Here is a 12,420-nt window from a genome sequence, read left to right as displayed (position 1 = left end):
ACTGATGAAATCCATCAAGAATGATTTCAAGCGCAAACTCGCCACAAGCGAGCTGCAGTTCGGTTTGTGGGCAGCGCTCGCCGATCCGTACGTGATTGAAGTGCTCGCGACAGCTGGTTTTGACTGGTTGCTCATCGACAACGAGCACGCGCCAAATGATGTTCGTAGCACACTGACTCAGTTGCAGGCGGTCGCTGCATATGCGTCGCATCCTGTCGTGCGCCCTGTCAAAAGCGACGCGGCCATCATCAAGCAGTTGCTTGACATCGGCGCGCAGACGTTGCTGCTGCCGATGATTGATACGACAGAACAGGCTCGCGAAGCCGTGGCTGCGACCCGATACCCGCCGGAAGGCGTGCGCGGCGTCGGCAGCGCACTTGCTCGAGCTTCACGCTGGAATCGCGTACCGGATTACCTGGAAGCGGCCGCCCGTGAGTTGTGTGTGCTAGTGCAGGTGGAAACGGTAAGAGGCATGGACAACCTTCGGGCAATTGCCGGTATAGAGGGAGTCGACGGCGTGTTCTTCGGTCCTGCGGATCTCAGCGCATCCATGGGATTGCTTGGGAAGCCCGGCGCGCCCGAGGTCCGCAGCGCCGTCTGCAAAGGCATCGCGACTGTCCGCAAGCTCGGCAAGGCAGCGGGCGTGCTGGCGGCTGACCGGGCGATCGCGCGGGAGTACATAGATGCCGGTGCGACCTTTGTTGCAGTGGGCACGGACACCGGACTGCTAAGCAAGGCAGCCGCGCAGCTAGCAGCGTCCTACAAGAGTTCCGAATCTGAGGTCAACGCGGACAGGGGCGGCTACTGAACCGGCGAACAGATACCGACTGCCAGTGGCCGGCCGACGCGCCGGCAACCCGCACAGTGAGCGGTTCCACGCTGCTTTGATCCGGCCGCCAATGGCACGCTACCGACCCGGCGCCGATGCTCGATCGCTAACACTTCGGCCTGCGCTTGAGACCGGGGCCGAGGGGGCGAAGGGCAGTTGGCATACACCCGTTCGAGCCGGACTCACTCGAACCACAAGTGGACTGGACACAGGTCACTTGGTGACATACAATTGCATTGGCTGAGGGTAATCGAAGACCCGCATACCTCGATACGGCCGTATAGGAAGTAGCGATTGCTCTCGACTGCAATCGCTCTTTTGACGCCAAGGCGTGCGATATTAGGCTGACCACTCCGATCAACAGAGTGTGAGTGAATCGAGAAGCCAGCACACTGGCGCGGGCACATTTGATCACTTCCGCAATCGATTCGCGCAACTGCCCTACGTAACGTGCACTGCCGATCTGCCCAATTAGTTCGACCGCTAACAAGGTATATGGCGACGGGTCTTCGCGGACATCCATGGTGCGTACTTGCATCTTTCCCGACCGCCTATCTAGATAGGAATCCCTTACCCACCCGATGTCGCTGCGGTAGGCTGGAATAATTATAAGTGCCCTCAAGGGACGATTTGGAGACACCCCAAATGCGGAATAGCCCTTCCGGCTTTCCGGAAAGCGGTGCAAGACTTTCGGTCGAATTGATCGAAGCCATGACTCGCTCCCTTGGAACGCCTCGGTTTGGTCGCCAGCTACTCGATGCGCTGGAAGCGTATGTCCGTGTCGATCATTGCTCAGTGTTCATAAGATCGGCGCAAGGGACATTGCGGATGCTCACCACCGCTAGCCGAGTGCAGCAAAGCAACGGTGCGCGCGCTGCACTTCGGTACATGAGCGAAATGCATTGCTACGATGGATTTGGAGGCAGCAGTGCCGCTGCTACGAGTGGCGCAACGACCAATGATCTGGAAAAAGGAACGGTGCGCGTGACATACCGGACGCGTGATCAGATTTCACACACAGCTTATCGGCTCGCCTGTTACGAGCAGGTCGGGATTGAAGACCGACTGTCGATGTCACGTAGTCACCAGAATGGAACTGCGACGATTCTCAACTGTTACCGTGATACAAGAACGGGGCGGCTATCTGCGGCTGACATCGAAGCGATGGCAGGTGTAGCGTCGATGTTTTTAGCTTATGCAGAGGCCCATGCAAGACTGTCGATTCCTCATGTGACGCCTGCCTCGGAGTGGCGGGAGTCGCTCGATGCGATGAGCAGCGCCGGCCTGTCGGCGCGCGAGCGGGAGGTGTGTGCTAGCCTGTTAAGTGGTCTCACGCTCGCGGACACTGCACGCAAACTTGATCTCAGTCTCAACACTATTGTTACTTATAGTCGTCGCGCACACGCCAAACTGGGGGTCAATTCAACTCGCGAGCTACATACGCTTCTGATCGAGGCTGGTACGCAGGCAACCCTCGACTGACGTCGTTGGATTGATCGACCCTACACTCCTCTTCGTGTCGATCATAGCTGCATCGATTCCGCATGGCCCGAGTCGTCCCAGAGTTAGGCACTCACAGACTCCCTTAAGTTGGGTCTGTGGCGCAGCCGTGAGGAAATCATTCGGAGTGAGAACCGCGCTCAGCGTCCGTCCAGGTGACGCTGCCGGATTGGACGCTATTACGCCACTACGCCGTCATTGGGCGAGGAACGTTAGCCTCGACCGAAATTTCGATACGCCAATCTCAGTCTGTCTGCGGGACGGAAGCCCGGATCAACAATCCGCGATTGTATCCGCCCTTTGTTGACAGGTCCAAACGCGGCTTCCGACGCCTTCGCCGCCATGCCTGCGGCAAAGGCTTCCCCACAGGAGCGGCGCTATCTCTGCACAATCTTCAGCACAGCTCTCTCGCATTTACGAGGTGACAGATGTGTCGACCTTCGACGTTGCGCCACGAAGTCATCGGTATTTGCCACTTCATTTAAAACGGCTCTCGATACTGACTTTCATCAAGGGCTACCTGTCATCAATGGGAGGTGACATACCAAAACGGTCAAACCAATAACCTTCAGTTGATCATCACCCAAATTTGCATTGGAGGGCCCGCGAACGAACTCGCATCGCGTGACGTGGCGCCCAGAAGCCCCTAAGCGCTCAATGGTCTCCACTTCCTTAAAGGCTTCGGTCAGGACAAGGACGTCATCGAAACGCAGCAGAAGGTGCTGAGGGACGATCCGGCTTTCCGGCTTCGAGCGATTGCGGCGGATGCCCCGCTGTCCCATCTGCGGTGGCTCGTTTCGCAACGGATCAAGGAGGAGAGCGAGCGGGCGGCGGCGCAATCGTAATGCGCGCGCTCTGAGAGTTTGTTGGAGCGTGTATGTCGGCTGCCTGCACCAGGTGCAGGCGCCGCCGGTTAATTTTTGCAAGAGAGGTATGGCGTGGCAGAAGTTCTCAAAGTCGTCGTGACCAGGCGAACGGACGAGGCAAAGGGAATTGTCGGATTGAAGTTGCGAGCGGTCGATGGTGCTGCGTTACCGCGGTTCACGCCTGGTTCCCATATCGACATATTTCTTCCCAATGGTCTCGTCCGTCAGTATTCACTGGTCAATGATTGCGACGAACAGGATCGATACGAGATTGCTGTTTCCCATGCGGCAAACAGCCGGGGCGGATCTTCGTGCGTACATTCCATGCTAATGAAGGGCAATACGCTTGGGATCGGTGCGCCTCGCAACAACTTCGCCTTGAGGGATGAGCACAAGCGCTTCTTCTTTGTCGCTGGAGGAATTGGTATTACGCCGATTCTCTCAATGATCCGATTCTGCCATCGCAACGGATTCGAATGGAATCTGCTCTACCTTGCTCGAAGTCGCGATCATGCTGCGTTTCTTGAAGAACTGGGTCAATACGGGCCTGACCGTGTGCGGCTTCACTTCGATGATGAGGCTGGCTGCAATTTTGACATCGGTACCTGCGGAGACCTGATTCCTGCAGGCGTGCCCATCTATTGCTGCGGTCCAGCTCCGTTGATGCAGGCCGTAACGGAGTTCTCGGCCCGTCACCCTGACAATCCCGCTTTCCTGGAGTGGTTCGCGCCTCCGAAAGAGAAAGCAGATCAAGCACCTACCCGAGGGTTCGATGTCAAGTTGAATCGTAGCGGGAAAGTGTTTCACGTAAGCGATGATCAGTCGATTCTTGAAGTGCTGGAAAGCCATGGTTATGACATCCCGTGCGCATGCCGCGAAGGCATGTGCAGGACGTGCGAGACCGGCGTGGTGGAGGGTATTCCAGAGCACCGGGATTACGTTCTATCGAAGGCGGAGCGCGATGAGGGGCGAACCATGATGATTTGCGTGTCGCGCGCGCAAAGTCGGACGCTGGTACTTGATATTTGATGGCTTTCCAAGGGGCGGTTGGATGAAGTTTGACTACGATCTCTTTGTAATTGGCGCAGGCTCCGGTGGGGTGCGCCTGAGTCGCAGAGCAGCCGCGTTTGGCGCGCGGGTTGCCATCGCGGAGGAAAGCCGCATAGGCGGCACGTGCGTAGTGCGGGGTTGCATACCTAAGAAGCTGTTGGTTTACGCCTCGCGATTCCGCCAGGAGATGGAGGATGCCGTGGGGTTCGGTTGGCGATTCGGCGAAGGTCAATTCTCCTGGATTGATTTCAAGCGCGCAAAGGACCGCGAAGTGGCTCGCCTGGTGGGCATTTATTCGATCCTACTGGCTCAGTCGGGGGTACGTGTTGTACCGGGTAGGGCAATCGTCGTCGACCCGCATACGGTGGACGTGGACGGTCGTCGTTACACCGCAGAACACATTGTGATCGCCACGGGGTCGACGCCGTCGCTGCCATCCATCCCAGGCATCGAGCACGCTTACTCATCCGCCGAGATGTTCGACCTGCCCGAACTGCCGAAACGCATAGGAATCGTCGGTGGCGGATACATCGCGGTTGAGTTCGCATGCATGCTTGAAGGTCTGGGTAGCAGCGTGGATATCTGGCACCGCGGTAACCAAATATTGCGCGGCTTCGATGACGATGTCCGTAATTTCGTTGCTGACGCCATGTCCGAGCGCGGAATACGGATCCAGACCCAAAGCAATGTGTCGGCGCTTGAAAGGATGGGGAATGACACGATTGAACTCCAATCGCCGACTGGTCAACACGGGCAGTATGATGCGGTACTCTACGCGACCGGGCGTGTGCCGCATACTTTTGGCCTTGGGTTGGCAGAAATCGGGGTTGTACTTGATCAGAATGGGGCTATCAAGGTCGATGAGTACTCGGCAACGTCCGTTAGCTCGATACACGCCATTGGTGATGTCACAGCACGTCCACAGCTTACCCCAGTGGCCATTCGCGATGCCGGATTGCTGGCGCTGAGGCTTTTCGGAAAGTCGCCGCAAGCCGCCAATCACGAATGTGTTCCTACGGCTGTATTTACCACTCCAGAGATCGCGACCGTCGGTATGACCGAGGCCGACGCGAGACTGCGGTACGAACAGCTGGATGTTTTCAAGACTTCGTTCCGACCACTGTTGCACACGTTGTCGGGCCGTGAAGACAAGACCTTTATGAAACTTGTCGTGGACCGCAGAAGTCAACGGGTGATCGGTGCCCATATGGTCGGAAAGGATGCTGCGGAAATCATTCAAGGTATCGCGATCGCAGTCGGCGCTGGGGTCACAAAAGCCCAGTTCGACGCAACCATTGGAATACACCCGACAGCGGCAGAAGAATTCGTAACCATGCGCTAGCCGGACCCGGAGGCAGCGTTCTGACGGCGTCGTACGCCGAGAGGATGTGGACGTAGTTACGAGCCAGGAGAGGCGGTCGGTGCAGATAACGCGACCGCTAGTCGCAGCCGCCCGTAGCGGACCCAGACCGTCGGGTCCATGTGAGATTGAACGTGGACATTCTCACAGTTGATCTTGATGCAAGGTTGGTGGCGTCTGCCGGTATATCGCTCCGGTGCATGCCACTGAGCTCAATCCTATTTTTTTCCAAGGGCATCATTCCAGCGTTTGCATGCGAATTTCCTCTCTCGTCGATCGGCGCGCGATCCTGCGCGGAATGCAGCGTTGGCCATACTTCGGCCTGTTCTTGCTCGGCGCTGTCGCGACGGGGCTCGTGGCGGTAATCTACGCGCGGCTCGTCGACTTCGGCTATGACATATTTCTGCGAATAACAGCCCACGCATGGTGGATATCGCTGCTTGTCACACCTTCGGTCGCCGCGCTTGGTGTCTGGATCACACGGCGCTGGTTTCCCGGATCGGAAGGGAGTGGCATTCCGCAGGTCATCGCGACGCGACACGCGGTGCGCGAACTCGGGCCACGATTGCTTACCATCCGCATACTGATTGGCAAGATTGCCGTCTCGTTCCTCGCAGTTCTTGGCGGATTCGCGATCGGTCGCGAAGGGCCGACGATCCACGTGGGCGCTGCACTGATGTTCAGCCTTCGGCGCCTTTATCCAGCACGCTTGCGCGCCGTGTACGGTATCGGGTTCGAACAAAAGCTGGCGCTCGCAGGCGCCGCAGCCGGACTTTCCGCGGCGTTTAATGCCCCGCTCGCCGGCGTAGTTTTCGCCATAGAGGAACTCTCACGCAGTTTCGAGCAGCGCACCAGTGGTGTTCTGATTACCGCGATCATCTTCGCAGGCATCGTCTCGCTGGCGCTGCAAGGCAATTACGTCTATTTCGGTACCATCGCAATCGATGGAGAATTTCCAAACAGGCTCGCGGTGGCAGTCGTCATCCTCGGTGTCACGACAGGTGTAGCAGGCGGAGTGTTCTGTAGGATCCTTCTCGATGTCGAACATTGGATGCCTCGGCGGCTCCTCGCGCTCAGACAGGAGCGTCCAGTAGTGTTCGGCGCCGTGTGCGGCCTTTTCGTTGCCGCTCTCGGCGTATGTAGTCGTGGTCATCTATTTGGCAGCGGCTACGCGGAAGCACAAAACATGCTTGAGGGCCACTCCCAACTGGGTCCAACCTACCCGCTACTCAAGATGGCATCGGTGGTCGGCTCGTATCTGCCAGGGACGCCTGGTGGAATTTTCGCACCCTCGTTGGCGATTGGTGCGGGTATGGGCAATGCTCTCCATTCTGTGTTCGGGCAAATGCAGTTGCCAATGCTCATAGCGCTCGGCATGGTGGGCTATCTCGCTGCCGTCACGCAAAGCCCGATTACGGCATTCGTTATCGTCATCGAGATGATCAATGGGCATGCGTTGGTGATCTCATTGATGGCCACCGCGTTGATTTCGAGCCATTTCTCAAAACTATTCGCGCCCCCATTGTATGAAGCTTTGGCCCAGCGATATCTCGGACGTTGACGACGGTGACGCCCAGCCTCCGGTGTCATGCCTCGTCATGCAATAAAGGATTTCGCGGCCAACAGCATATATCCGCATCGGAGCTATCACATTCATCCGTCCGACTGAACCGACAGAAAGGTGCGAAAAGCGGCATCGGGATCTGTTTGCTTAGTGACTCACGCTGTTAGTCGGTAGCTGGTTAGCGAGCGAAGCACATTGTGGTTCGCTCCGCGAGGGCGAGCGATGTGCGGGAGCTTCGCGGGGGATGCGATATGCCAGAGCGCAAGAACGCGCTTACATGCCGATGCAAGAGGTCGCGATCAAGTGTAGTAATGCCCCGCCCGCTGTGCCAGATCCTTGCTGCCGCGAGGGGAAACATCACGAGCGCCAGGATCGAATTGAGAAGGAACATCGGCTCGAGCTCGGGGTTGATCTTGCCCGCTTCCTGGGCTCTTGCGATATCTGCGGCAAAGCGTTCGATCTGTTCGATGGGCACGCGCTTGATCATCCGATCGCGCAGTAGCCCGCCTTCATTCGCCATTTCGCGCATCCAAAGCGAAGGCAGCCACGGCATGTGTACCGTCACTTCAAAGAGTCGTTCGACGAGTTCCTGCACGAGCGTGAATGTATCGCTTTCTTTGCTCAGTCTTCCAGGGCCTTCATCCCAAACGAATGCGACTGCCTGCGCGAGACGCTCCTCGACAACCGCATCGAGCAGTTTTTCGCGAGTGGTGAAGCAGTAGTGCACCATCGCTGAGCTGACGCCAGCGGCGGCTGCAATTTGCGCGACGGTGGTAGCGGCGATTCCGCGTTCGGCGAAGAGCTGCGTGGCGAGGTCGAGCATGTGCTCGCGTGCGTCGAAATCTGCGATGACGGGGCGTCGGCCGAGCAGCTTCGCGCGGGACCGCTTAGGGTTGGCGTTCATCATGAAGCCTCAAACTAGTTGACTCGTATGGAGCTGCGGCGGCGAAATTCCAGGCAGCTCGAAAGCTCGGACGGACATCGATTGTGCGCCGGGACATCAATATCTAGACGTGCTTCACGCTTCGCCTACGTGCTCGCTACTCTCCTGGCAACAGGTCCATAAGGCTGCGACGTCTGGAAACGAAATTTGCCTCAGGCATATGTTTTAGCGTCTTCTGTATTTCCTCTCCTTATCAACGTGAGCTTGTCATCAATTGCAGGTGACATGTGGAAAAGCTCAAACCAATAATCTTCCGTTGTAGCCAGTCCAACTAGAAACGGAGACTCCCCATGAATGAACCTGCATCGCCGGCTATGCCCCCCGCGTTGACTCTGTACTACAGTCCAAAGGCGTGCTCATTGGCTTCCCACATCGCACTTGAGGAGTCCGGTTTGACATACCGAGCGGTTTCGGTCGACATTCGTGCGGGAGAGAACCAGCAGGATGCCTATCGGAAGATCAATCCAAGTGGGATTGTTCCTGCACTGAGTGCAGGTGGTGAAATCATTACCGAATCGCAAGCTATTCTGACCTATGTGGCCGATCTTGCGCCAGAAAGCGAGCTGATTCCCCGACCTGGCACCCGGACACGAGCCCGGGCGCATGAGTGGATGAACTGGATATCCAGCACTTTGCACGTCCGGTATCGATCCATCTTTCGACCGCAGGTGTATGCAGGAGAGGGCGAAGCCGCAGCCAATGCGGTGCGAGAGCACGCTCGTCTGAAGCTCGCCGATGCGCTACTCGATATCGAAGCACGGCTGGGTCAACAGCCTTATGCGCTCGGATCGACTTTCTCGGTGGTCGATGCCTATTTGTTCGTGTTCTATTTGTGGAGCCACGACGAACGCATCGCAGCCGAACTACCGCAGAGACCGCTCTACAGAGCGCATGCCGCGCGACTGCTCGAACGGCCGGCGGTGCGCACAGCCCTGACGCGAGAGCGAAAGGTACGGGCCTACGACCTTCCCCCCGAGTTTCCGGCGGTGATTCTGGAGTAACCATGAGCCTCTACGCATTGCAAAAAGCGATCTATGAACTGAATCGCGATCCTGCGGCCATGAAGCGTTACCTGGACGACACCGTCGAATATTCCAGCCACTACGAGCTGACCGAAGAGGAGTCGCGGGCATTGTGCACATCCGACGTTGGGTTGCTCTACGTCCTTGGCGTGAACGGGCAATTGTTGATGCATTACGCAGCCGCTTGTGGCTATGAATGGTCTGCCTACATTGAAGCGATGGAGCAAGGTCTGTCCATTTATGGTCCGGTGCGAGCCGGTCTTTATGCCACGATAGGAGATCGTCAATGAGTCTTGTTTTTTTGGGTGTTTGTAGCCACGGTCCCGGCATTACTGCACGCAGCGAGCGCGCCGACCCAGAGCAGTATGGACGCGTGATGGAGGCATATAGCCGTATGCGCGAGGCGCTGTATGCGGCAAGACCTGATGCGCTTGTGGTGATTGCTGCAGAGCACTTCGCCAACTTCTTCATGAACAACATGCCATCGTTTGCGATTGGCATGGCGGACCACTACGAGGGGCCGATCGAAGATTCAGAATGGCTGCGGATTCCTCACCGAAGAGTTCCAGGTAGTGTGGAAATCTCTCGCAAGTTGATCGATGGGGTGATGCAGAAGTCTGATATCGCCTACTGCGAGGAGTGGAAGTTTGACCATGGAATCATGGTCCCCCTACATCACCTCACTCCGGAGAACGACCTGCCCATCGTGCCAGTCAACATCAACTGCCAGTGTCCGCCGATGACGCCATTACATCGGGCCTATGCATTCGGTAACGCGATGCGGGAAGCCATCGATCGGATGCCGGAGCGCATCGCGGTCGTCGGCACCGGCGGCATCTCGCATTGGCCATGCACGCCGGACTCGGGAACAATCAACGTTGAGTGGGACCGGGAGTTTCTCGGACGTTGGTGTGAGAACGATTCCCGCGCACTGCTGGACTATACCGACGAGCAAACGTATCTCGACGGGGGACAGGGCGGCTACGAAATCCGCACGTTTATCGCGGCGGCAGGCGTCGGCAACGGCGCGCGCGGCGAAGTCTGGTGCTATGAGCCGATCCCGGCTTTCGCGTGCGGGACGACCATCGGTGTGATGGACATCCAGTAGATCTTGCATTACCCAAAGGCGTCATTGGATGACGACCAATTCTGACACACAGGAGATGAAGCATGTTTATGAAGAATTGTTGGTACGTGGCAGCGTGGAGCCACGAACTCATTGATGATGTGCTGCTTGGCCGTACCCTGCTCAACCAAAAGGTATTGCTGTACCGTGGCAGCGACGGCAAGGTGAACGCAATTGACGACCGTTGCTGCCATCGCGGCGCGCTCTTGTCCAAGGGGCGTCTCGAAGGGAATTGCGTCCGCTGCATGTATCACGGGCTGCTTTTCGATGGCAACGGGACCTGTGTGGAAATTCCCGGCCAGGAAACCGTGCCGCCGGACCTCAAGGTGAAGACATACAAGGTGGTCGATACAGGGAGGCTGGTATGGATCTGGATGGGCGATCAGACCTTGGTGGACGAATCGAAGATTCCGGAATTCCCGTATCTGAATGACCCAGAGTGGCACGGGTTCCCCGACTACTTGCATTACCAAGCAAATTACCAACTGATCGCAGACAACCTGGCGGATATCAACCACATTGCCTACGTGCACACCAATACCCTGGGTGGCTCGGAACGGTATGTCATGGAACAAACGGCGAGCCCGCTGGAGCGATTCGAAGACGGATTCCGTCTGACGAAGTGGCATATGAACAGTGATCTACCACCGTTCGTGAGGAAGATTGACAAGAAAATGGGCAAGGTCGATCGATGGAACACGGCGGAAATGAAAGTGCCTGCGCTGTTCTTCCTGGAGTCGGGCTTCTCTCCCGCCGGCACGGGTATCCAAGAGGGGAACAAGGAGGGTAGTCACGAGTTTCACAACTTCCAGGCTATGACTCCGGAGACGGAAGAGACGACTCATTTCTTCTGGGTCTACATGCACAACAAGAAGCAGGATGTCGAACTCCTCTCCCATTCGCTTCACGACAGCATCCTCGAAGGTTTTCATGAGGACAAGGACGTTATCGAAACGCAGCAGAAGGTGCTGAGGGACGATCCGACTTTCCGGCTTCGAGCGATTGCGGCGGATGCCCCGCTGTCCCATCTGCGCTGGCTCGTTTCGCAGCGGATCAAGGAGGAGAGCGAGCGGGCGGCGGCGCAATCGTAATGTGCGCGCTCTGAGAGTTTATTGAAGCGTGTATGTCGGCTGCCTGCACCAGATGCAGGCGCCGCTGGTTAATTTTTGCAAGAGAGGTATGGCGTGGCAGAAGTTCTCAAAGTCGTCGTGACCAGGCGAACGGACGAGGCAAAGGGAATTGTCGGATTGGAGTTGCGAGCGGTCGACGGTGCTGCGTTACCGCGGTTCACGCCTGGTTCCCACATCGACATATTTCTTCCCAACGGTCTCGTCCGTCAGTATTCACTGGTCAATGATTGCGACGAACAGGACCGATACGAGATTGCTGTTTCCCATGCGGCAAACAGCCGGGGCGGATCTTCGTGCGTACATTCCATGCTAATGAAGGGCAATACGCTTGGGATCGGTGCGCCTCGCAACAACTTCGCCTTGAGGGATGAGCACAAGCGCTTCTTCTTTGTCGCTGGAGGAATTGGTATTACGCCGATTCTCTCAATGATCCGATTCTGCCATCGCAACGGGTTCGAATGGAATCTGCTCTACCTTGCTCGAAGTCGCGATCATGCCGCGTTTCTTGAAGAACTGGATCAATACGGGCCTGACCGTGTGCGGCTTCACTTCGATGATGAGGCTGGCTGCAATTTTGACATCGGTACCTGCGGAGACCTGATTCCTGCAGGCGTGCCCATCTATTGCTGCGGTCCAGCTCCGTTGATGCAGGCCGTAACGGAGTTCTCGGCCCGTCACCCTGACAATCCCGCTTTCCTGGAGTGGTTCGCGCCTCCGAAAGAGAAAGCAGATCAAGCACCTACCCGAGGGTTCGACGTCAAGTTGAATCGTAGCGGGAAAGTGTTTCACGTAAGCGATGATCAGTCGATTCTTGAAGTGCTGGAAAGCCATGGTTATGACATCCCGTGCGCATGCCGCGAAGGCATGTGCAGGACGTGCGAGACCGGCGTGGTGGAGGGTATTCCAGAGCACCGGGATTACGTTCTATCGAAGGCGGAGCGCGAGGAGGGGCGAACCATGATGATTTGCGTGTCGCGCGCGCAAAGTCGGACGCTGGTACTTGATATTTGATAGCTTTCCAAGGAGTTTC

Annotated in this window: 11 protein-coding genes; 10 read left to right on the top strand and 1 reads right to left on the bottom strand. The window is 57.0% G+C overall.

The features are described 5' to 3' along the window. Positions 1-4: 4 nt before the first annotated feature. From hpaI to ACREYQ_RS15180, 5 genes are all read left to right on the top strand, one after another. Positions 5-808, top strand: coding sequence for a 4-hydroxy-2-oxoheptanedioate aldolase (gene hpaI / locus ACREYQ_RS15200; protein ID WP_432258391.1), 804 nt, complete (start codon positions 5-7; stop codon positions 806-808). Positions 809-1,474: 666 nt separating this feature from the next. Further along, the gene (locus ACREYQ_RS15195) at positions 1,475-2,311 is read left to right on the top strand and encodes a LuxR C-terminal-related transcriptional regulator (RefSeq protein WP_432258390.1); all 837 of its coding nucleotides are present in this window, start codon (positions 1,475-1,477) and stop codon (positions 2,309-2,311) included. Positions 2,312-3,267: 956 nt separating this feature from the next. Next, positions 3,268-4,224, top strand: a complete 957-nt coding sequence (locus tag ACREYQ_RS15190) for a PDR/VanB family oxidoreductase (protein WP_432258389.1) — start codon at positions 3,268-3,270, stop codon at positions 4,222-4,224. A 22-nt stretch (positions 4,225-4,246) separates the two neighbouring features. Continuing rightward, complete coding sequence (gorA, locus tag ACREYQ_RS15185; protein ID WP_432258388.1) at positions 4,247-5,587, top strand: glutathione-disulfide reductase; 1,341 nt, start codon at positions 4,247-4,249, stop codon at positions 5,585-5,587. Between the two features lie 271 nt (positions 5,588-5,858). Further along, positions 5,859-7,166: a chloride channel protein gene (locus tag ACREYQ_RS15180; RefSeq protein WP_432258387.1), complete on the top strand. Its 1,308-nt coding sequence runs from the start codon at positions 5,859-5,861 to the stop codon at positions 7,164-7,166. Positions 7,167-7,347: 181 nt separating this feature from the next. On the opposite strand, the gene ACREYQ_RS15175 is transcribed toward ACREYQ_RS15180, so the two are convergent. Further along, the gene (locus tag ACREYQ_RS15175) at positions 7,348-8,076 is read right to left on the bottom strand and encodes a TetR/AcrR family transcriptional regulator (RefSeq protein ID WP_432258386.1); all 729 of its coding nucleotides are present in this window, start codon (positions 8,074-8,076) and stop codon (positions 7,348-7,350) included. A gap of 326 nt (positions 8,077-8,402) precedes the next feature. Here ACREYQ_RS15175 and ACREYQ_RS15170 point away from each other — a divergent pair, with 326 nt between their 5' ends. From ACREYQ_RS15170 to ACREYQ_RS15150, 5 genes are all read left to right on the top strand, one after another. Then, positions 8,403-9,113 (top strand): glutathione S-transferase family protein, encoded by a 711-nt coding sequence (locus ACREYQ_RS15170; RefSeq protein ID WP_432258385.1) that lies wholly within the window; start codon positions 8,403-8,405, stop codon positions 9,111-9,113. Positions 9,114-9,115: 2 nt separating this feature from the next. Then, positions 9,116-9,424 (top strand): aromatic ring-opening dioxygenase subunit LigA, encoded by a 309-nt coding sequence (locus tag ACREYQ_RS15165; RefSeq protein ID WP_432258384.1) that lies wholly within the window; start codon positions 9,116-9,118, stop codon positions 9,422-9,424. Next, positions 9,421-10,242, top strand: a complete 822-nt coding sequence (locus ACREYQ_RS15160; protein WP_432258383.1) for an extradiol ring-cleavage dioxygenase — start codon at positions 9,421-9,423, stop codon at positions 10,240-10,242. The genes ACREYQ_RS15165 and ACREYQ_RS15160 overlap by 4 nt, the downstream gene beginning before the upstream one ends. Before the next feature lie 62 nt (positions 10,243-10,304). Next, positions 10,305-11,351, top strand: coding sequence for a Rieske 2Fe-2S domain-containing protein (locus tag ACREYQ_RS15155; RefSeq protein ID WP_432258382.1), 1,047 nt, complete (start codon positions 10,305-10,307; stop codon positions 11,349-11,351). Positions 11,352-11,444: 93 nt separating this feature from the next. Further along, entirely contained in the window at positions 11,445-12,401 is a 957-nt protein-coding gene (locus ACREYQ_RS15150) for a PDR/VanB family oxidoreductase (protein WP_432258381.1), read from the top strand. Positions 12,402-12,420: the final 19 nt, after the last annotated feature.

Source organism: Cupriavidus sp. TMH.W2, from assembly GCF_050847365.1.
In the GTDB taxonomy this organism is placed as follows: domain Bacteria; phylum Pseudomonadota; class Gammaproteobacteria; order Burkholderiales; family Burkholderiaceae; genus Cupriavidus.
This window is presented reverse-complemented; position numbering and strand designations above follow the sequence as displayed.